Annotated in this window: 18 protein-coding genes; 13 read left to right on the top strand and 5 right to left on the bottom strand. The window is 71.7% G+C overall.

Going from position 1 to position 21,017, the window contains the following annotated elements; genetic code table 11:
• Positions 1 to 74 precede the first annotated feature (74 nt).
• The 6 genes from FK529_RS07970 (at position 75) to FK529_RS07945 (ending at position 8,329) form a co-directional block, all read left to right on the top strand.
• Entirely contained in the window at positions 75 to 2,183 is a 2,109-nt protein-coding gene (locus tag FK529_RS07970; protein WP_146560444.1) for a RecQ family ATP-dependent DNA helicase, read from the top strand.
• A gap of 96 nt (positions 2,184 to 2,279) precedes the next feature.
• Positions 2,280 to 2,618 (top strand): preprotein translocase subunit YajC, encoded by a 339-nt coding sequence (gene yajC, locus FK529_RS07965; RefSeq protein ID WP_146560443.1) that lies wholly within the window; start codon positions 2,280 to 2,282, stop codon positions 2,616 to 2,618.
• 86 nt (positions 2,619 to 2,704) lie between these two features.
• Complete coding sequence (secD, locus tag FK529_RS07960; protein WP_231702990.1) at positions 2,705 to 4,267, top strand: protein translocase subunit SecD; 1,563 nt, start codon at positions 2,705 to 2,707, stop codon at positions 4,265 to 4,267.
• Positions 4,264 to 5,394, top strand: a complete 1,131-nt coding sequence (secF, locus tag FK529_RS07955) for a protein translocase subunit SecF (protein ID WP_146560442.1) — start codon at positions 4,264 to 4,266, stop codon at positions 5,392 to 5,394. Before secD ends, secF begins: the two co-directional genes overlap by 4 nt.
• The gene (locus FK529_RS07950) at positions 5,387 to 5,947 is read left to right on the top strand and encodes an adenine phosphoribosyltransferase (protein ID WP_146560441.1); all 561 of its coding nucleotides are present in this window, start codon (positions 5,387 to 5,389) and stop codon (positions 5,945 to 5,947) included. Before secF ends, FK529_RS07950 begins: the two co-directional genes overlap by 8 nt.
• Before the next feature lie 39 nt (positions 5,948 to 5,986).
• Positions 5,987 to 8,329: a RelA/SpoT family protein gene (locus tag FK529_RS07945; RefSeq protein WP_146560440.1), complete on the top strand. Its 2,343-nt coding sequence runs from the start codon at positions 5,987 to 5,989 to the stop codon at positions 8,327 to 8,329.
• Positions 8,330 to 8,420: 91 nt separating this feature from the next.
• Here the strand turns inward: FK529_RS07945 and FK529_RS07940 are convergent, their stop codons facing one another.
• The gene (locus FK529_RS07940) at positions 8,421 to 9,557 is read right to left on the bottom strand and encodes a peptidylprolyl isomerase (protein ID WP_146560439.1); all 1,137 of its coding nucleotides are present in this window, start codon (positions 9,555 to 9,557) and stop codon (positions 8,421 to 8,423) included.
• Between the two features lie 108 nt (positions 9,558 to 9,665).
• Between FK529_RS07940 and FK529_RS07935 the strand changes: the two genes are divergently transcribed.
• From FK529_RS07935 to FK529_RS07915, 5 genes are all read left to right on the top strand, one after another.
• Positions 9,666 to 10,403, top strand: coding sequence for an MBL fold metallo-hydrolase (locus FK529_RS07935; RefSeq protein WP_146560438.1), 738 nt, complete (start codon positions 9,666 to 9,668; stop codon positions 10,401 to 10,403).
• Positions 10,400 to 11,698, top strand: coding sequence for a histidine--tRNA ligase (gene hisS / locus FK529_RS07930; RefSeq protein ID WP_146560437.1), 1,299 nt, complete (start codon positions 10,400 to 10,402; stop codon positions 11,696 to 11,698). The genes FK529_RS07935 and hisS overlap by 4 nt, the downstream gene beginning before the upstream one ends.
• Before the next feature lie 5 nt (positions 11,699 to 11,703).
• Positions 11,704 to 12,396 (top strand): hypothetical protein, encoded by a 693-nt coding sequence (locus tag FK529_RS07925; RefSeq protein ID WP_146560436.1) that lies wholly within the window; start codon positions 11,704 to 11,706, stop codon positions 12,394 to 12,396.
• 54 nt (positions 12,397 to 12,450) lie between these two features.
• A complete protein-coding gene (locus tag FK529_RS07920; protein ID WP_146560435.1) occupies positions 12,451 to 13,491 on the top strand; it encodes an Rv2578c family radical SAM protein in 1,041 nt (346 codons plus the stop codon).
• A gap of 83 nt (positions 13,492 to 13,574) precedes the next feature.
• The gene (locus FK529_RS07915) at positions 13,575 to 14,060 is read left to right on the top strand and encodes an SRPBCC family protein (protein WP_146560434.1); all 486 of its coding nucleotides are present in this window, start codon (positions 13,575 to 13,577) and stop codon (positions 14,058 to 14,060) included.
• 114 nt (positions 14,061 to 14,174) lie between these two features.
• Here FK529_RS07915 and FK529_RS07910 read toward each other — a convergent pair whose 3' ends face one another.
• A complete protein-coding gene (locus FK529_RS07910; protein WP_438947180.1) occupies positions 14,175 to 15,725 on the bottom strand; it encodes a glycerol-3-phosphate dehydrogenase/oxidase in 1,551 nt (516 codons plus the stop codon).
• Positions 15,722 to 16,330, bottom strand: coding sequence for a TetR/AcrR family transcriptional regulator (locus tag FK529_RS07905; RefSeq protein WP_146560433.1), 609 nt, complete (start codon positions 16,328 to 16,330; stop codon positions 15,722 to 15,724). Before FK529_RS07905 ends, FK529_RS07910 begins: the two co-directional genes overlap by 4 nt.
• Positions 16,331 to 16,345: 15 nt before the next feature.
• Between FK529_RS07905 and FK529_RS07900 the strand changes: the two genes are divergently transcribed.
• Together FK529_RS07900 and FK529_RS07895 are read left to right on the top strand one after the other, a co-directional pair.
• Positions 16,346 to 17,935 (top strand): FAD-binding oxidoreductase, encoded by a 1,590-nt coding sequence (locus FK529_RS07900; RefSeq protein ID WP_146560432.1) that lies wholly within the window; start codon positions 16,346 to 16,348, stop codon positions 17,933 to 17,935.
• Positions 17,932 to 18,810, top strand: coding sequence for a diacylglycerol/lipid kinase family protein (locus tag FK529_RS07895; protein WP_146560431.1), 879 nt, complete (start codon positions 17,932 to 17,934; stop codon positions 18,808 to 18,810). The genes FK529_RS07900 and FK529_RS07895 overlap by 4 nt, the downstream gene beginning before the upstream one ends.
• Positions 18,811 to 18,850: 40 nt before the next feature.
• Here the strand turns inward: FK529_RS07895 and FK529_RS07890 are convergent, their stop codons facing one another.
• Both FK529_RS07890 and FK529_RS07885 read right to left on the bottom strand, forming a co-directional pair.
• Positions 18,851 to 20,482 (bottom strand): DUF885 domain-containing protein, encoded by a 1,632-nt coding sequence (locus tag FK529_RS07890; protein ID WP_146560430.1) that lies wholly within the window; start codon positions 20,480 to 20,482, stop codon positions 18,851 to 18,853.
• A gap of 55 nt (positions 20,483 to 20,537) precedes the next feature.
• Complete coding sequence (locus FK529_RS07885) at positions 20,538 to 21,014, bottom strand: hypothetical protein (protein WP_146560429.1); 477 nt, start codon at positions 21,012 to 21,014, stop codon at positions 20,538 to 20,540.
• Positions 21,015 to 21,017 lie beyond the last annotated feature (3 nt).

Raw genomic sequence — 21,017 nt, 5'->3', positions numbered from 1 at the left:
GAGCCCGCGGTCCCGGGTGCGTGTCGGTGGAGCCGTCTAGCCTCGGGGTGCAACCGATCAGGGGAGTCCGAGCGATGACGGAACGACAGCTCACAGGGGAGCGGGCGGAGCGCGCGCGGCGCGTGATCGAGGCCCTGGCCGGGCCCGGTGCGGCGCTCCGCGACGATCAGGAGACCGCGGTGGCGGCGCTGCTCGAGCCCGCAGCGCGCGTGCTCGTGGTGCAGGCCACGGGCTGGGGCAAGTCCGCCGTCTACTGGGTGGCCACCGCTCTGCGGCGGGCGGAGGGCGCGGGACCGGCGCTCATCGTCTCGCCGCTGCTCTCGCTCATGCGCGACCAGGTCGCCGCCGCCGAACGCGCGGGCCTGCGCGCCGCGACCCTGAATTCGTCGAACTTCGAGGAATGGAACACGATCGAGGCGGCCCTGGCGTCCGGCGAGGTCGACGTGCTGCTGGTCTCGCCGGAGCGGCTCGCCAATCCGTCCTTCGGGCGGCGCGTCCTGGACGCCCTCGAGGGCTCCCTCGGCCTGCTCGTGATCGACGAGGCGCATGCGGTCTCCGACTGGGGCCACGACTTCCGCCCCGACTACCGCCGCGTCTCCGATGTGCTCACCCGGCTGCATCCGCGGACCCCGGTGCTCGCCACCACCGCGACCGCGAACGCCCGCGTCACCGACGACGTGGCCGCGCAGCTCGGCGACGCCACGCTCGTGCTGCGCGGGCCGCTGGCGCGCCGGTCCCTGCAGCTCAACGTATTGCCCGCGCTGGCCCCCATCACCCGGTACGCCTGGGTCGCGCGGCACCTGCCGGACCTGCCCGGCTCCGGCATCGTCTACGCCCTCACGGTGGCCGACGCGGAACGTCTCGTCGACGGGATCCGCGCCGTGCACGGTCCCGGGTACCCGGTGGCCGCGTACACCGGCAAGCTCGACCCGGACACCCGCGCCCGCCTCGAGGACGCACTGCGCGCCAACGAGATCAAGGCGCTGGTCGCGACCTCGGCACTGGGCATGGGCTTCGACAAGCCGGACCTGGGGTTCGTCGTGCACGTCGGCTCGCCGCCCTCGCCGGTCTCGTACTACCAGCAGGTCGGCCGTGCCGGGCGCGCCATCGACCACGCCGTCGTCGCGCTGCTGCCGTCCGAGTCGGACGCGGGCGTGTGGGACTACTTCGCCACCGCCACGATCCCGGACCCCCAGCAGATGGACCGCGTGCTCGCGGCCCTCGCGGACGAGGAGACCGGGGAAGGTCAGTCCGCGATCGCGCTCGAGGCCGCGACGGGGATCCGCCGCACCCGGATCGAGCTCATGCTCAAGCAGCTCGCTGTCGACGGTGCCGTGGAGCGCGTCGAGGGCGGCTACCGCGCCACCGGCGCGCCGTGGCACTACGACGGTGCCCACTACGACGGGATCGTCGCCACCCGTCGCCGCGAGGCCGACATCATGCGCGCGTACACCCGAGGCGAGCGGTGCTTGATGCAGCTGCTCACCGAGTCGCTCGACGATCCCGAGGCCGCGCCGTGCGGGCGCTGTTCGGTGTGCCTGGGGCACGTGCCCGACGGCCTGGGCGAGCCGGTTCCGCCGGACACCGCGCGGGCTGTGGCGGGCGCGCTGCGATCGCAGAGCCAGGTGCTCGAGCCGCGCAAGATGTGGCCCGGCGGCGTCGCCGGCCGCAAGGGGCGGATCCAGCCCGACCTCGCGGCCGAGCCGGGCCGGGTGCTGGTGTTCGCGGACGCGCCCGAGTGGACGGGCACCGTCGGAGCGGCGAGATCCGGCGATCCGCGGGCGATCGCCGATCTCGGGGACGCCGCCGTCGCCGCGCTGTCGCGGTGGAAGGAGCAGTGGCGCGCACGGCCCGAGGTCGTGGCCTCGCTGCAGCTGACCGACCGGCCCGCGCCCGTCGAGCCCGTCGCCGACCGGATCGCCGAGGTGGGCCGGCTCGAGCGGGTGAGCCTGCCGGTGCCCCGCGGCCCGGCGCCCGGCCGGGACGCCTCGGGGGCGCAGGAGGCCGCGCACTGGCTCGACGCGATCGACGCCGCGCCGGCCGCCGAGGCCGTTCGCGGCAGATCGGTGCTGTTGGTCGTCGACGAGTCCGGCACGGGCTGGGCGGTGACCGTCGCGGCGGCCCGGCTGCGGGAGGCCGGGGCGGCGGTGGTGCTGCCGCTGGTGGTGCACCGCCCCGCCTGAACCGGGCGAGATGTGGAACACTGGAACATCGAGTGCTGCCTACGACCCGGGCGGCGAGGCTGCGGAGCGTCCGCGGCCGCACCACCGAGGAGAACCATGTCGAACCTGATCCTGCCCCTGCTACTCGTCCTCATGCTCGTCTTCCTGTTCTTCCAGTTCCGGAAGCAGAAGAAGCAGATGAACGAGACGATGGAGATGCAGGCCACCCTCACCGTGGGCACGAAGGTCATGACGAGCACGGGCCTGTACGGCACCGTCGTCGGGCTCGGTGACGACACGGTCGACCTGGAGATCGCCCCCGGCATCACCACCACCTGGGTGCGCCGCGCCATCGCGAAGGTGCTGACCCCTGAGGAGCTCGGCGCCCCGTCGATCGAGACCATCATCGAGGACGACGGCCCGATCGACCTGGACAAGCGCTCCGAGGACCGCTGACCCGCTTCACCGTCACCACTTCAGCGAACGTCTCCGGCTTCAAGTCCGCCGGAGACGTTCTCCACGCCGAGGAGTCGTAACCGCCCGTGGCCAGGAATAAATCGAGCAGCGACCGCACCGAGTCGCGGCTCCTCATCGCCTTCGGGCTGATCTTGCTCGTGGTCTTCGGGCTGGTGTTCTTCACCGGTGACCGGGAGCCCACGCCCAAGCTCGGCATCGACCTGCAGGGCGGCACCTCCGTCGTGCTGCAGGCCGTGACGCCCGACGGGAGTGCCCCCGATTCGGACAAGATGGAGCAGGCGCGCGACATCATCAACAAGCGCGTCAACGGTCTCGGCGTCTCCGGCTCCGAGGTCAAGATCAGCGGGCGCAACCTGATCATCACGGTGCCCGGCTCCGACGGTGACCAGGCACGCACCCTCGGCCAGACCGCACAGCTCAAGGTGCGCCCGGTGCTCGCCTCGCAGGCCGCTCCCGCGGTGAACACTCCCGCGCCCGACCTGGCCGATCCCGCAGCCGCGACGAAGGCGATCAACGACGCGCGCGCCACGCGCCAGTCGACCGACCCCGCGGTGCAGAAGCGGGCCATCGAGACCCTCAACTGCAACGCCCCGTCGGACCCGCTGGCGGGCAATGACGACCCGACCAAGCCCCTCATCACCTGCGATCGCCCCGACGAGCGCAAGGCGGGACAGCCGGGCACCGTCTACACGCTGGGCCCCGCGATCATCGACGGCCAGTCGATCAGCAACGCCTCCTCGGGCATCCCGCAGAACCAGGTCCAGTACGTCGTGACGCTCGAGTTCACCGGCGAGGCCTCGCGGGTGTGGGCGGACTTCACGGCGAACAACGTCGGCAAGCAGGCGGCGTTCGTGCTCGACTCGCAGGTCATCACCGCCCCGAACATCAACGGCCCGATCACCGGCGGTCAGACCCAGATCACGGGCGACTTCAACCAGCAGAGCGCCGGCGACCTGGCGGGCGTGCTCAAGTACGGCTCGCTGCCACTGTCCTTCAAGCCGGGCACCGCGCAGACCGTGAGCGCGACGCTCGGCTTCGAATCGCTCAGGGCCGGCCTCATCGCCGGCGCCATCGGCCTGTTCCTCGTCCTGATCTACGCGCTGGCCTACTACCGCGCGCTCGGCGTGCTGGTCGCGCTGTCGCTGGCGTTGTCGGTGGCGCTCCTCTACGGGCTCCTGGTGCTGCTCGGCCGCTGGATCGGCTACTCGCTCGACCTCGCGGGCATCGCCGGCATCATCATCGGCATCGGCATGACCGCCGACTCGTTCGTCGTCTACTTCGAGCGGATCAAGGACGAGATCCGCGAGGGTCGAAGTTTCCGTTCCGCGGTGCCGCGCGGCTGGGCCAGGGCCCGGCGCACCATCTGGACCGGCAACGCGGTCTCGCTCCTCTCGGCCGTCGTGCTGTACGTGCTGGCCGTGGGCGATGTGCAGGGCTTCGCGTTCACGCTCGGCCTGTCGACCATCCTCGACGTCGTCATCGTCTTCCTCGTGACGCACCCCCTGGTGTACTTCGCGTCGAAGACCGAGTTCTTCGCCAAGCCGTCGATGAACGGACTCGGCGCCGTGGCCGCGATCGGCCGTGAGCGCAAGCGCGCCGCAGCGACCATCGAGGAGGCGTCCGCATGACCGACACCAGCATCGAGAGCGAGAAGAAGGCGTCCTTCTTCACCAAGCTCTACACCGGTACGGGCGCGTTCGACATCGTCGGCAAGCGCAACCGGTACTACATCGCGACCGGCGTCATCATCGTGGTCGCCATCCTGGGCATCCTCATCCCCGGCTTCAAGTTCAGCATCGACTTCGAGGGCGGCACCCAGATCTCCTTCCCCGTGGGGAACGCCCAGGTCGATACCGCCAAGGTCCGCGAAACCGTGCGCTCGGCGACGGGCGTCGAGCCCTCCGCGGTGCAGACCGCCGGCACCGGCGCGGCGCAGACCTACCAGGTGGCACTGTCCGAGCTCGACAACGACCAGATCACGCAGGCCCGGCAAGCCCTGTTCGAGACCTTCCGTCCGCCGGCACAGGACGGTAGATCCGCCGAGAACACGATCAGCTTCTCGGGCGTCAGCTCGACGTGGGGCGATCAGATCACCCAGCGCGGCCTCCTCGCGCTCGCGGTCTTCCTCGTGCTCGTCACGGCGTACATCGCGCTGCGCTTCCGCGAGTGGGACATGGCGCTCGCGGCGCTCGCGTCGCTGATCTTCGACGTGGTCGTGACTGCAGGCGTCTACGCCTGGTCCGGCTTCGAGGTCAGCCCCGCCACCGTCATCGGCTTGCTCACCATCTTGGGCTTCTCGCTCTACGACACGGTCGTCGTCTTCGACAAGGTCGAGGAGAACGTGCGCGGCGTGCTCAACACCAGCCGGCGCACTTACGGCGAACAGGCGAACCTGGCGATCAACCAGACGCTCATGCGCTCGATCAACACCACGGTCATCTCGGCGCTGCCGATCATCGCGCTGATGGTCGTCGCGGCCGGCCTGCTCGGGGTCGGCACGCTGATGGACCTGGGTCTGATCCAGTTGGTCGGCGTCGTGGTCGGCACCTACTCGTCGGTGTTCTTCGCCGCGCCGCTGCTGGTCTCGCTCAAGGAACGCCGCCCGCAGTACAAGGCGCACAACGAGAAGGTGCTGGCCCGCCGCGCCCGTGCCGAGGCCGGGGAGGCCGCGGACGCCGTGGCCGGGGCGGACGCCGTGCAGCTCGACAAGGCCCCCGCCCGCCCGCAGACCAAGCGCGGCCGTCGTCGTGAGTGATACGGCCCGCGCGGCCGTCGCCGCGCACACGCGGTACGTCGCCGGATTCCCGGAGCCGGGGGTCGTCTTCGCCGACCTCACTCCCGTCTTCGCCGACGGTGCCGCCCTCGCGGCGGTCATCGACGGGCTCGCCGCGGCGGGGCGCGGCCCGGACGGGGCCACCGCGGTCGACCTGGTGGCCGGGCTGGACGCCCGCGGCTTCCTGCTGGGCTCCGGCGTGGCGCTGCGCCTGGGAGTCGGAACCCTCGCGGTGCGGAAGGCCGGCAAGCTGCCGCCGCCCGTACTGCGCGAGGAGTATCAGCTCGAATACGGCTCCGCGGCGCTGGAGATCCCCGCCGAGGGCATCGCGCTGGCGGGCAAGCGGATCCTCATCGTCGACGACGTCCTCGCCACCGGAGGCACGGTGTCGGCCGCCGTCGCGCTGCTGCGCAGCGCGGGCGCGATCGTCGAGGGCGTGTCCGTGGTCCTCGAGCTCGACGCGCTCGGCGGACGCGCGCGACTGCAGGAATCGCCCGGCGGTGCCGTCGCCGTCGCGGCGATCTCGGTAGGCTGAATCCCTAGTCCAATCACGTCGTCCGGGCGGGGAGGCACCATGTCGCTGCAGTCTCAGGGTTCCGACGCCGCGCGCACCCCCGCCGAGCCGGGGCAGCAGGGCACGCCCTCCGCGGAGATCACGGGGTCCACGACACGGCGGGTGCGCGCACGCCTGGCCCGCCGGATGACGGGCGCGCGCAACCATGTGCGGCCCGTGCTCGAGCCGCTGGTGGCGCTGCACCGCGAGGTGTACCCGAAGGCCGACGTCGCGCTGATCGAGCGGGCGTACGACGTCGCGGAGCAGCGGCACGCCAACCAGATGCGCAAGTCGGGCGACCCGTACATCACGCATCCGCTCGCCGTAGCGACGATCCTCGCCGAGCTCGGCATGGACACCACGACCATCGTCGCCGCGCTGCTGCACGACACGGTCGAGGACACCGGGTACAGCCTTGAGCAGCTCACCGCCGAGTTCGGGCCCGAGGTGGCCCACCTGGTCGACGGCGTCACCAAGCTCGACAAGGTCGCGCTCGGCAACGCCGCCGAGGCGGAGACCATTCGCAAGATGATCATCGCCATGGCCCGCGACCCGCGGGTGCTGGTGATCAAGGTCGCGGACCGCTTGCACAACATGCGCACCATGCGCTTCCTGCCGCCCGAGAAGCAGGCCCGCAAGGCCCGGGAAACCCTCGAAGTGATCGCGCCGCTCGCGCACCGCCTGGGCATGGCGACGGTGAAGTGGGAGCTGGAAGACCTCGCCTTCGCCATCCTGCATCCGAAGAAGTACGACGAGATCGTCCGGCTCGTGGCCGACCGGGCCCCGTCGCGGGACACCTACCTGGCATCCGTGCGCGCCGAGATCAACGGAGCCCTCTCCGCCCAGCGGATCGTCGCCGACGTCCAGGGCCGGCCCAAGCACTACTGGTCGATCTACCAGAAGATGATCGTCAAGGGCCGGGACTTCGACGACATCCACGACCTGGTCGGTGTGCGGATCCTGTGCGACGAGGTGCGCGACTGCTACGCCGCCGTCGGCGTGGTGCACTCGCTGTGGCAGCCGATGGCGGGCCGGTTCAAGGACTACATCGCCCAGCCGAGGTACGGGGTCTACCAGTCGCTGCACACCACGGTGATCGGGCCCGAGGGCAAGCCCCTCGAGGTGCAGATCCGCACCCGTGAGATGCACCGCACCGCGGAGTTCGGGATCGCCGCGCACTGGCGGTACAAGGAGACCAAGGGCCGCGGGGGCGGCGGGGCCAAGGGCTCGGACCTGGCCGAGGTCGACGACATGGCGTGGATGCGCCAGCTCCTCGACTGGCAGCGGGAGGCGGCGGACCCGGGGGAGTTCCTCGAATCGCTCCGCTACGACCTCGCGGTCAAGGAGATCTTCGTCTTCACGCCGAAGGGCGATGTGATCACGTTGCCCGCGGGCAGCACCCCGGTGGATTTCGCCTACGCGGTGCACACCGAGGTCGGCCACCGGTGCATCGGCGCCCGCGTGAACGGTCGGCTCGTCGCCCTGGAACGCAAGCTGGAGAACGGCGAGGTCGTCGAGGTCTTCACCAGCAAGGCCGAGAACGCCGGCCCGTCGCGCGACTGGCAGAGCTTCGTGGTCTCCCCGCGCGCCAAGGCCAAGATCCGGCAGTGGTTCGCCAAGGAGCGCCGCGAGGAGGCGTTGGAGAACGGCCGCGACGCCATCGCCAAGGAGGTGCGCCGTTCCGGCCTCCCGCTGCAACGCCTGACGAACGCGGAGTCGATGGCGGGCATCGCCAAGGAGCTGCGCTACGCGGACGTCTCCGCGCTCTACACGGCCGTGGGCGAGCACCAGGTGTCGGCGCACACGGTCGTGCAGCGGATGCTCGAGCAACTCGGCGGGATCGAGGAGGCCACGGAGGAGCTCGCCGAGCGCAGCACCCCGTCGACCATCTCCGGCCCCACGGCGACGACCGACGTGGGCGTGCTCGTCACCGGACAGCCGGGCGTGCTGGCCAAGCTCGCCAAGTGCTGCACGCCGGTGCCGGGCGACGAGATCGTGGGCTTCGTCACCCGCGGCGGCGGCGTGAGCGTGCACCGCAACGACTGCACCAACGTCGCCGAGCTCCGCAAGGAGCCCGAGCGCTTCCTCGACGTGAAGTGGGCGCCGTCCGCGTCGTCGGTGTTCCTCGTCGCGATCCAGGTGGAGGCGCTCGACCGGCACCGCCTGCTCTCCGACGTGACGAAGGTGCTGGCCGACGAGAAGGTGAACATCCTCTCGGCATCGGTGACCACCTCGCGCGATCGGGTCGCGGTCTCGCGGTTCACCTTCGAGATGGGCGACCCTAAGCACCTCGGGCACGTGCTCAACGTGGTGCGCAACGTGGAAGGCGTCTACGACGTCTACCGCGTGACCTCCGCGCAATAACAGTGCTCCGTCGCGGCGCCCCGCGTCGCGCCGCCGGGACCGCGGAACGACGAAGGCCCCCGCCGGAGCGGGGGCCTTCCTCGGGGTCCGACTACTGGGCGGCGAGCGCCATGGTGGTGATGTTCACCGCGTCCCTGGGCTTGCCGTCGGTGACAGGGGTGCCCGGCCTGGGAGCGGGGTCGCCCGGCTTGGGCACGATGCCCTTCCCGGCGATCTGCTGCAGCACGGTCAGCCCGGCGTCGTCGGTCTTGCCGATCACGGAGTAGTTCGCCGGCAGCGTGGTGTCCTTGTAGACGAGGAAGAACTGGCTCGACCCCGTGTTGAACGTGCCCTCCTGGCCGGTCTGCGGGTTCGCCGGCTGGTTCGCGTTGGCGACGGCGATCGTGCCGGCCGGGTAGATGACGTTCGGCGCGGTCTGCTGCAGGGGGTTGCTCTCGGTCGCCGCGGGCTTGAGGAACTTCGGCGCCTCGTCGGGCGAGGTCCAGCTGGGCCCGCCGAGGCCGGTGGCCGACGGGTCGCCGCACTGCAGCACGTACAGGCCGCTCTTCTTGTCGGCGGCCTCGCTGGCGGTCAGGCGGTGGCAGGTGGTGGCGTCGAAGTACTTCGCCTGCATCAGGGCGACGAAGGTGTCCACGTTGCACGGCGCCTTCGACCGATCGAGTTCGAAGCCGATCGGGCCCGCATTGGTGGTGATGGTGCCCGTCATCGTGCCGGTGTTCGGGATGTCCTTGCCCTCGGGCTTGGTCAGCGACTTGTTGCGCTCGGCGAGCTTGTCCAGCGTCGGCAGCTGCTTCTCCGCCTCGGCGATCGACTTTTCCGAGCTGTCCGTCTGCCCGATCGCGGCGTCGATCTGCTGCTGGAAGGTCGCCCGTTGATCGGCCGGCATCGTGGGCAGACGCTTCTGCGCGTCCGAGATCTGGGTGCGCATGGTCGCGATCTGCTTCTTCTGCGCGTCGATGCTCTTGCGGGCGTCGGCGGCGGGATCGCGATCCTGGAAGTCGCACGTGACGTGCAGCGAGTTGTACTTGTTCTCCGCGGCCACGCGCAGGGGGGCGCGGGGGCCCGCGGGGATCCAGACGTAGGCGGCCACGACGGCGGCCACGGCGACCACGGCGACACCCGCCCCGATGGCCTTCACCTTGCGCTTGCGCGCGTCGGCCTCACGCCGCTCGTTCTGCTTCGCCAGCTTCTCGCGGGCTGCCTGGCGGCGCTCTTCATTGCTCGGCACGGTGTGACGACCTCCTCATTACCGACATCCGGCGGGCACAACTGATTGCCAAGTCTGCCAGCTCAACCTGAAAGACGCCGTCACCGGGTCTGGTGCCACAATGGTCGGATGCTGATCACCGGATTCCCCGCGGGGGTGTTCCAGACCAACTGCTACGTCGTGGCGGCCGGCCCGGACTCCGACGCCGTCGTCATCGACCCCGGTCAGGACGCCGTCGGGCCCCTCAAGCAGCTCCTGGCCGAGCACCGCCTCAACCCGGTCGCGGTCCTGCTCACGCACGGACACCTCGACCACACGTGGACGGCGCAGCCCTTCGCCGACGAGTACGGCATCCCCGTCCACATCCACGAGGGCGACCGGCCGATGCTCGCGGACCCCGCCGCCGGGATCGGCGCCGCGCTCGGGGCGATGATCGGCGACCAGGTCTTCGTCGAGCCGCAGAAGGTCATCGACCTCGTCGACGGCGAGCCCGTCACCCTGGCCGGGATCACCTTCGGCGTGGACCACGCGCCGGGCCACTCCGCGGGCTCGATCGTCTTCACAGTCGAGGCCCCCGCGGTCGACGGCGCCGGTGCCCCGGTCGAGGGCGAGACGGTCACCGTGGTCTTCGACGGCGACGTGCTGTTCCAGGGCTCCATCGGCCGGACCGACCTGCCGGGCGGCAGCCACGAGCAGCTGCTGGACTCGATCGCGGCGACGTTGCTGCCCCTGCGCGACGACACCGTCGTCCTGCCCGGGCACGGCCCGGCCACCACCATCGGGCGGGAGCGCGCGTCGAACCCGTATCTGCAGGGACTCACCGGCACCCAGGCGCCGGGTGAGCGGAAAGGGCGATACGGACTGTGAGCGCCGGAAGCTTCCAGGCCCCGAAGGGCATTCCCGACTACATTCCGGTGCCGTCGGGGGAGAAGAACAGCTCCGCGGACTTCCTGGCCGTGCGCACCGCGCTGCTGCGGGCGACCGCCGAGGCGGGGTACGGCTACATCGAGCTGCCGATCTTCGAGGACACCACGCTGTTCGCCCGGGGGGTGGGCGAATCGACGGACGTGGTGGCCAAGGAGATGTACACCTTCGCCGACCGGGGTGACCGCTCCGTGACGCTGCGGCCCGAGGGCACCGCGGGCGTGGTCCGGGCGGTGCTGCAGCACGGGCTCGACCGCGGCCAGCTACCCGTGAAGGCCGCCTACGCCGGGCCCTTCTTCCGGTACGAGCGGCCGCAGGAGGGCCGCTACCGCCAGCTGCAGCAGGTGGGCGTAGAGGCCATCGGGGTGGACGACCCCGCGCTGGACGCCGAGGTCATCGCCGTGGCGGACCGCGCCTACCGCAGTGTCGGGCTCGACGGCTTCCGGTTGGAGGTCTCGAGCCTCGGCGACGAGACGTGCCGCCCGCAGTACCGCTCGAAGCTGCAGGAGTTCCTGTTCGCCCTCGACCTCGACGAGGAGACGCGCCGGCGCGCCGAGATCAACCCGCTGCGGGTGCTCGACGACAAGCGGCCCGAGGTGAAGGCGATGACGGCCGACGCGCCGCTGATGATCGACAATCTGACGCCGGAGCCGAAGGAGCACTTCGAGAAGGTTCTCGGCTATCTGGACGCGCTCGGCGTGCCCTACGTCGTGAACCCGCGTCTGGTGCGCGGCCTCGACTACTACACCAAGACGTGCTTCGAGTTCGTCCACGACGGCCTCGGCGCCCAGTCGGGCATCGGCGGCGGCGGTCGGTACGACGGCCTCGTCGAGCAACTCGGCGGACGCGAGGGCGTCACGGGTGTGGGCTTCGGCCTCGGCGTCGACCGCACGCTCCTGGCTCTCGCCGCGGAGGGCAAGCAGGCCCCGTCGGCGCCCCGCGTCACCGCGTTCGGAGTGCCCCTCGGCGACGCCGCGCGCGACGCCATGGTGCCGCTGCTGGGCCGCCTGCGGCACGCGGGCGTCGCCGCCGACATGGCCTACGGCAACCGTGCCATGAAGGGCGCGATGAAGGCCGCGGATCGCTCGGGTGCCCGGTTCGCCCTGATCCTGGGGGATTCGGAGCTCGAGCAGGGCGTCGTGATGGTCAAGGATCTGTCGAAGGGTGAGCAGCGTGCCCTCCCGATCGATACCGTCGTGGACGTGATCGTGACCGAGAGCTCCGAGAGCGCGGGGTAGACCGCGTGTCGTCCAGTCCCGCCGAGCCCGGCGCCCGCGACCCGCGGGAGCTGAGCGCGGAGGACGCCGTCGATGTGGATCTGATCCCGCCGCGCGTGGTGCTGCCGAAGGTGCGCCGCGCGGTGGCCGTGGGGCTCCTGGTGACGGTCGTGGTCGCGGTGATCGTGGCGGTCGTGGCCGGGCCGGTGTGGGGCATCGCGGTGCTGATCGCGGGAGCTGCTCCGGGCCTGGGCGGCTACCTGGGCGTCGCGCGGCGGCGCGTGGTGCTCGACCACCGCGTGCTCACCCGGCGGACCCTGCGCACGCAGCGAGTGAATCTCATGGACGCCGACGAGGTGGACCTGGTCGCCGAGGTGGCGCGGCTCGCCCAGGTCTCGCTGCGCATCCGGCACGGACGCACGACGGTGCGCCTGCCGGTCGCCCTGTACGAGGGCCCCGCGCGCGGGCGGGTGCGGGGCCGCGAGTTGCCGATGCTGGGCACGCGGCGGCTCGCGGAGGCCTTGGACCGCAACCGCCACGCCGACGTGCGCGACATCGGGCGCGTACTCGCCGAACAGTCGCGGGCGCAGGCCTCCTCGACGCCGATGCGGGACCGCCCGTTGTTCCGTGCGGCGGGGATCGCCCGCGAGGTCGGCGGCACGGAGGAGCTGGTGTTCACGGCCGACGAGGTGGACGAGATCGCGCGGCCGCCCTGGTAGACGCGCGGTGTTCGAATGCTTGACTGTCATCGAACGAAATGTTCGAATGGCGGTGTGCGATGGGACGGTCAGCTGCTGAGTGATGCCGGTTCGGGCGTGCGTGCGCTGCCCGGCCTCGAGGGCGTGGGGCGCACGGTCACGACGCCGGAGTTCGAGGGCGTCACCTTCCACGAGATCCTCTGCAAGAGTGCGCTCAACAAGCTGCCGGAGTCCTCGGCCATGCCCTTCGCGTGGACCGTCAACCCCTACCGCGGATGCACGCACGCGTGCACGTACTGCTTCGCGCGGTCGAGTCACGAGTACCTCGAGTTCGACGCGGGCGGCGATTTCGACTCGCAGATCGTGGTGAAGACGAATCTCGTCTCGGTGCTGAAGAAGGAACTGCGGCGCGCGTCGTGGAAGGGCGAGCCCGTCGCGCTGGGTACCAACACCGACCCGTACCAGCGCGCCGAGGGCCGGTACCGGCTCATGCCGGGTGTGATTGGCGCGCTGGCGGGGGCGGGCTCGCCGATCTCGATCCTCACGAAGGGCACGCTCCTGCGGCGCGACCTCCCGCTGCTCACGACGGCCGCCACGCGCGTGCCGGTGCAGCTGTCGGTGTCGCTGGCGCTGCTCGACCCGGAACTGCAGCGCTCGCTCGAGCCCGGGGCGCCGAAGCCCGAGGCCCGGCTGGACCTCATTCGCGCCATCGCGGACGCGGGCTTCGATTGTCACGTCATGGTCGCTCCGGTCGTGCCGTACCTCACCGACGACACGGCATCGCTGCGCGCGCTCATCGCCGCGCTCGCGGACGCGGGGGCCGCGAGTGCGTCGGTCATGGCGCTGAACCTCACCGGGCGGTACCGGGACTGGTTCCTCGGCTGGCTGTCGGAGAATCACCCGATGCTGGTGCGCCGCTACCGCCAGCTGTACGGCTCCACCGGGCGGGTCTCGGCCGACTATCGCACGCACCTGCGAGCCCGCGTCGCCCCGCTGCTCGAAGAGTTCGGCCTGCTGCGTCTGGAGGACCCGTACGCGAGCCCGCCGCAGCGCGTTCCGCGGACCCCGCGCGTCGACGGTGCCGCCGCCCCGGACCTGCAGGAGTCGCTCTTCTAGACGAGTGCGCAACTGATGCGTCACGCTTCCCGGGTGAGCGTCTTCGCTGCGGAGAACGACAGAACACACGAACGGGGAACAGCATGACCAAGCAGGCGACAGTACGCGTGGAGGCCACCGACGGTGGACGCGACCTGATTCTCGAGCGCTACTTCGACGCCGGTGTCGATGACGTCTGGGCCTCGATCACCGAGCCGGACCGCACCGCGCGGTGGTTCGGCGGCTGGACGGGGGTGTCCGGCATCGGCTCCGTCGTGCAGGTGACGATGGGCTTCGAGGAGGGTGCGCCGGTCATGCCGATGACCATCACTGCGTGCGAGCCGCCGCGCCGCCTCGGCGTGCACGCCAAGGACGAGTACGGAGAGTGGAACCTCGAGGCGCTCGTCGAGCGCGACGGAGACCGCACTCGCCTGACCTTCATCCACCACCTCGACGCCGCTGCCAACGTCGCAGAGGTGGGTCCGGGCTGGGAGTACTACCTCGACGCACTCGTCGCCGCCGAGAGTGGATCTCAGGCGCCGGATTTCGGCGACTACTTTCCGGCGATGTCAGCGCACTACGGCGGGTGACTGGGCCGTCTCCCTCGTCATCGCGGCCGGGCCCGGGCCGGCGGTCGAAGCGCGCGAGCGACCCACGACGACGGTGCCGCCCCACGACCCCGGCGTGGAACGCGGGGCGCACCGTCACTGAGCGGCGAGGGCGGCCCGAGCGGCCCCCGTGGCCGCGGCGGCGACCTCCGGGATGAGTGACAGACGTGTCCGTCGCTCGAGCAGGTCCGCCTCGGTGATCGCGCCCTCGACGAGCGCGCCGAAGACCAGTTCCGCGCCGGTGATCTCGGTGCCCGGGGCGACCGGTGCCGCGAGGGCGGGATCGGCCGCGCCGAGCGCGGCGACGATGGGCGCTTCGGTGCCGTACGCGCGGACCAGCCGCTCCGGGGCGTCGATGTGGGGCAGAGCGTCCCGTGGCGCGGCGCCCACCAGGGGCAGGGTCCGCGTGACGCAGGGGCCGGCCGTCAGCCCGGATGCCGAGAGCGCGGCGTCGACCGCGTCCTGCGCCATCCGCCGATAGGTCGTGAGCTTGCCGCCGACGACCGTCACCAGGCCGTCGCCGCGGGTGAGCACGGCGTGCTTGCGAGAGACGTCCGCGGTCTCACCGCTGCCCGAATCCAGGAGCGGGCGCAGGCCCGCGAAGGTGCCGACCACGTCGTCGCGCGTCAGCGGCGTCCCGAGGGCGAGGTTCACCGTCGCGAGCAGGAAGTCGATCTCGTCCTCCGAGGGCGTCGGCACGTCGGGGAGCGGACCGTCGGCCTCCTCGTCCGTGAGGCCCACGTACACCCGCCCGTCCGGCTGCGGCAGCGCGAAGACGTACCGGCCGAAGGAGCCGGGCACGGGCACCGTCAGCCCCGCGGTGAGGCCGCCGAAGGTCTCCTGTCGGAAGACGAGATGCGTGCCGCGGCTGGGACGCAGCGAGATCGCCGGGTCGACGGTGGCCGACCACACGCCGGCCGCGTTGATCACCGCCTTCGCCCGGACGGTGACCGAGTGGCCGGTCAGCTCGTCGGTGATGGTCGCCGCGGTGCCCGTGACCTCCGACGCGGCGCAGTGCGTGAGGATCGTCGCGCCGTGTCGCGCCGCGGTGCGGGCGATGCCGACGGTGAGCCGGGCGTCGTCGGTGAGCTGGCCGTCCCAGTTGAGGAGGCCGCCGCGCAGGCCCGCGCGGCGCACGGTGGGGGCCATCGCAATGACCTCTCCCGCGGAGATGCGGCGCGAGCGGGCCAGCGCGGACGACGGGGTGCGGGCGGCCAGCCGCAGCGCGTCGCCCGCCAGGAAGCCGACCCGGGTGAGCGCGGCGTCGCGGCGCCGGACGTCGCCGAGGAGCGGCACGACCTGCGGTAGGGGGCGAGTCAGGTGGGGCGCGATCACGCGGATCAGAGCGTCGCGCTCCACGGCGCTCTCGAAGGCGATGCCCACGGCACCCGAGGCCAGGTAACGCAGCCCGCCGTGCACCAGTTTCGACGACCACCGGCTGGTGCCGAAGCCGAGGTCGTGCTTCTCGACCAGCGCGACCCGCAGCCCGCGGCTCGCGGCGTCGAGCGCGACGCCGGTGCCGGTGACGCCGCCGCCGATCACCAGCAGATCGACGGAGGGATCGGCCTCCAGCGCCGCGAGGTCCGCGGTGCGGCGGCCGGCCGAGAGGCGGGAGGCGGGAGCGATGGATTCTATCGTGGCGGTCACGGTGCGAGGTACCTATCGATGAGGTCGAACAACTGGGCGTCGAGCAGATCGGCGGATTCGGTGAAGACGGGCCCGGTGAGGGCGGACGACCAGGCGAGTTGCAGCACGACGGCGGCGTGCTCGGCGGGCTCGCCGCCGCGGATGCTGCCGTCGGCCTGGCCGGCGGCGATGCTCCGGGTGATCGCCTCGAGCTGAGCGCGCGAGGTGCGGCCGGTGCGATGTAGCAGGTAGGGCATGAGGAACTCGGGATCGAGCTCGACGATGCGCCGCAGCAGCGGGTGCGCGCGCGCCGTGGCGGTCACGTGCACGACGGTCCGCGTGATCGTCTCCCGGCCGGTCGCACCGTCGAACAGCCCCATCGAGCTCAGGGCGGCGACGAACTCCCTGGTGGTGACCGCGGCGGCGAGGGCCTGCACGTTCGGATAGCGGCGGTAGAGGGTGGCGCGGGAGACCTGTGCCGCGCGGGCGACGTCGGCCATCGTCGTGCGGCGGATGCCGATGGTGGACATCAGGTCCCGCGCGGCGTCGAGGATCAGCTCATGGTCGACGGCGTTGGCCGGGCCTCGGGGTGACGCCCCCCGGTGATTGAGATCCTGCGACATCATGTGTACAAATGTATCATGACATTGTCTGAGGTGGTCCTTCCCGTCGTCGCCTTCGAGCCCGGCCGCTGGGGTGATCCCGCGAATCCCATGCATCTGTCCGAGTCGGTGCTCGGCGCCCTCACCATGCTCGGCATCGAGGGCGGCCCGGGGGAGCCCGAACGGCCCTTCCTCATGCCCTCCCGCATCTCCGGCCGAGCCCTCGCGGCCCTGCAGAAGACCGGTGCCGCGGTCGTCACCGACGACGCCACCCGCCTCGGTCATCTGCGCGGCTATTCCACCCCGGACCTGCTCAAATACCGCGCCGGCGACACCTCGGACGCCCCGGACGCGGTCGTGACGCCGTCGACGGCCGAGCAGGTCGCCGAGGTGCTGGCCGTGTGTGCCGCGAAGGACCTCACGCTGAACCCCTTCTCCGGCGGCACCTCCGTCACCGGCGGCCTCGCGCCCGAGCGGACCCGCCCCGTCATCGCGCTCGACCTGCGCGACCTCACCGGGCTGATCGCGCTCGACGCCGTCTCCCAGATCGCCACGCTCGCCGCGGGCACCCGGCTGCCCGAGGCCGAGCGGCTCCTCGCCGAGCAGGGCTACGAGCTCGGCCACTTCCCGCAGTCGTACGAGGGCGCGACCGTCGGCGGTTGCGCCGTCACGCGCTCCGCCGGGCAGTCGTCCATCGGCTACGGCCGGTTCGACGAGATGGTCGTCGGGCTGACCGTCGCCACGCCGCAGGGCGTCGCCGAGATCGGCACCGCCCCCAAGTCCGCCGCCGGCCCCGACCTGCGACAGCTCTTCCTCGGTTCCGAGGGTGCGTTCGGTGTGGTCACCGCCGTGCGCGTGCGGGTGCACCCGGTCCCGACGGTCCGCCGGTTCTACGGCTGGCGTTTCCCCGACTTCGCGGCCGGCGCGAACGCCATGCGCGTGCTGGCCCAGAGCTCCGTGCGCCCGACGGTGCTGCGCCTGTCCGACGAGGCGGAGACCGGCCTCAACCTCGCGAACCCCGGCGCAGCGGGGCAGGCTGCCGTCGGCGGCTGCCTGATGGTCGTCGGCTTCGAGGGCGACGAGCCCGACGTCGACTGCCGCGACGGCTACGTCTCCGCCCGCTTGGTCGAGCTGGGCGGCGAGTTCCTCGGCGAGGAGCCGGGGGAGGCCTGGCGCGTCGGCCGGTTCCGCGGCCCGTACCTGCGTGATCCACTGCTCGATGCGGGCGCGCTGGTCGAGACCCTGGAGACGGTCACCTTCTGGTCGAACGTCGAGCGGCTCAAGGCCGACGTGACCGCGGCGCTCACCGGTGCGCTCGGCGACCAGGGCACCCCGGCGGTGGTCATGTGCCACATCTCGCACGTCTACCCGACGGGCGCTTCGCTCTACTTCACCGTGATCGCGAAGGCGCTGTCCGATCCGTTGGCCCAGTGGGGCGCCGCGAAGTCCGCCGCGAATGCCGCGATCCGCGCCGCGGGCGCGTCCATCACGCACCACCACGCCGTCGGCACCGACCACCGCGCCACCTATCTGGAGGAGATCGGCGACGTGCAGGTGACCGCCCTGCGCGCCGTCAAGGACGCCCTCGATCCGCAGGGCGTGCTCAACCCCGGGATCCTGCTCCCGTGACCGCCGACGTCATCGCCGTCCTCAACCCGATCTCCGGCGGCGGGGTCGCACGCACGCGGTGGGCGGCCGTCGCCGACGAGCTGGCCCGTCGGGACGTCATCGCCGAGGTCGCCGAGTCCACCTCCGGTCCCGACGCGCGGCGGCTCGCCGAGGAGGCCGCCGCGTCGGGTGCGCTGACCGTCGCCGTCGGTGGCGACGGCCAGATCCGCGAGGTCGCGACCGGCGTACTCCGGGTGCCCGGGGCACCGATGGGCGTCGTCACCGCGGGCCGCGGCAACGACCTGGCTCGGCACCTCCGCATCCCCGACGACCCGTCCGCCCTCGCCGACGTGCTCACCGACGGCCGGCGCACCGACCTCGACGTGCTCACCGTCGGCGGCGAGATCGCCGTCGGCAACGTCTACGTCGGCCTCGACTCCGTCGCGACCGAGCTCATCAACAGGCTGCGCTGGATGGGGCCGCTCGCGTACCGGCTCGCCCCGGCGATCGCCGCGCTGCGGTGGAAGCCCGCCGGATTCCGCATCGAGGTCGACGGTGCCGTCCACGAGGGGCCGGTGCACATGGTCGTGATCGCCAACTCCGGGTGGTACGGCAGCGGCCTGCACATGGTCCCCGCCGCCGCGTCGGACAACGGCCGCATCGATGTGCTCGCCGTCGACGGCGCCGGGAACAAGCTGAAGCTCATCAGCGCGATGGGGGAGGCGAAGACGGGCGCCCACGTCGCGCGGGCGGAGGTGCTGACTTTCAGCGGCCAGGAGGTGCGCGTGAGCGCCGACCGCCCGATTCCCGTCCACGCCGACGGCGACTACCTGCAGGAGCTTCCCGTCACCGTCGGGATCCGCAAGGCCGTGCTCCCCGTCCTCGTGCCCCGCTGACCGGGCGCGGCCGAGTCCCGGCGGCGTGAGTCGGGGATGTTCAGAGAATCGCCTCGCGGAGGGTGTCCAGGCCCATGCCGCCGAGCGCGAGCGCGTCGCGGTGGAAGTCCTTGACCGTCGATCCCGGGTGCGCGGCGAGGTAGGCGTCGCGGGTCTGCTGCCACACGCGCTGGCCCACCGAGTACGACGGCGCCTGCCCCGGCCACCCGAGGTAGCGGTGGTACTCGAAGCGCAGCTGCTCGTCCGACATGGCGACGTGCGAGCGGAGGAAGGCCCAGCCCTTGTCGTAGGTCCACTCCCCGCCGCCGACCTCGGCGGGCGCCTCGAAGCCGCAGTGCACGCCGATGTCGAGCACCACGCGGGCGGCGCGCAGGCGCTGGGAGTCGAGCATGCCCATGAGGTCGCCGTCGTCGTCGAGGAAGCCCAGGTCGCGCATGAGGCGCTCCGCGTGCAGCGCCCAGCCCTCGCCGTGGCCGGAGGTGAACGAGTAGAGCTTGCGCCAGCGGTTCAGCGGCGCGATCACGGCCTGGCCGATCTGCAGGTGGTGGCCGGGCACGCCCTCGTGGTAGACGGTCGTCTTCTCCTGCCAGGTGTGGAACTCGGTGACGCCGGCCGGCACGGACCACCACATCGTGCCCGGCCGCGTCAGGTCCGCGGACGGGCCGGTGTAGTAGATCCCGCCGCTGCTGCTCGGGGCGATCCGGCAGTCCAGGTGACGCAACTCGGCGGGGATGTCGAAATGGGAGCCCGCGAGCGCGGCCACCGACTCGTCCGAGGTGCGCTGCATCCACTCGCGCAGGGCATCTGTCCCCTGCAGTGCGTACCGCGGTTCGGAGTCGAGGCGCGCCAGGGTCTCCGCGACCGTGGCGCCCGGGTACAGACGAGCCGCCACCTCGTTCTGTTCGGCGACGATCGATGCGAGCAGTTCCTGCCCCCAGGCGTAGGTCTCTTCGAGATCGACGGTGGTGCCCAGGAACAGCCGCGAGGAGAGCGGGTAGGCCGCGCGGCCCACGCCGAGGCCGCCCGGCTGGTCGACGGGGACCGCGGACGGTGCGATCTCCGTCTCGAGGACCACCGCGAATCGTTCGAAGGCCGCGCGGATCTCGTCCGTGAGGTCCGGCGCGACGTCCGTTGCCCGTGCGGCGTTGGCAGCGACCTGCTCGCCCGCCGCGCGGGCCTGCGCGAGCACCTCGCCGACCTGCAGCGCAGGGAAGGGCCAGGCCCCGTCGGCGAGACGGGCCCGCAGTCCCGAGATCGCGGACTCGATCGCCTGCGGCACGGCCGCCAGGCGCGGCGCCAGGCGCGGGTCGTAGTCGGGCATGAGGTCGAAGACGTCGCGGATCGCCTGCAGCGGCGAGGCGATCACGTTGAGGTCGCCGACGATCCGCCCGGCGTCCGCGAGCTCGATCTCGACCCCGAGCCGCTCCCGCAGTGCGTCGGCGGTGACCCGGTCGGCGTCCGACTCCGGCGTCAGCGTCGCGAGCTCCGCGAGCGTCTCCCGCGCGACCGTGATCCGCGCGGCGACGCCCGCGGGGGAGTAGTCGGTGAGCCGGTCGCCGAAGTCGGTGATCCCCACCGCGGTCGCCTCGATCGGATCGACCTCGGCGAGCCGCAGGGCGAGGCGGTCGGCCAGAGCGTCGATCGGGGTCGCCTGGGAAGTGCTGTCAGCCATGCCCTGAGGTTAAGGGAATACGTTCGCGGAAGGGGGATCAGGTTCCGCTCGATGCTCAGCGCCGGCGGTCGCGGCGATCGGAGTACGCCGACGCGGCTGCGGTCAGGGCGGCGACGGAGATCATTGCCAGGACCGTGAGGGCCCAGAATCCCGGAGTCCCCCAGTGCAGGTGGTGCGACAGCTCGAAGGTCTCCTTGAGCGCGATGAGCGCGGCGCCCGAGGCCACGATCATCCAGGCGCGCGCGACCGCGAAGTAGCGCGCCAGGCTCGCCGATTGCTCCGGCGTCAGCACGGTCGTGAGGGTCGCGAGATATGCGGACTGCCGCCTGCGGGTGAGGTACAGCGCGAGCGGAGGGAACAGCCACCACACCGCGGACGGCCGCGGCGGCGGTGGGGTCGCGTGGGCCGCCTCGCGAACCTCCGCGAGGTGCGAACCCTCGCGCTCCAATTCGAGGCGGGATTGCACGAGAGGTCCGGCGACGAGCAGCCATCCGCCGAGGTAGGCGCCCCAGCGGATCAGCGTTTCTAGCACGGG

It is taken from the genome of Tsukamurella asaccharolytica, assembly GCF_007858435.1.
Lineage (GTDB): Bacteria > Actinomycetota > Actinomycetes > Mycobacteriales > Mycobacteriaceae > Tsukamurella > Tsukamurella asaccharolytica.
This window is presented reverse-complemented; position numbering and strand designations above follow the sequence as displayed.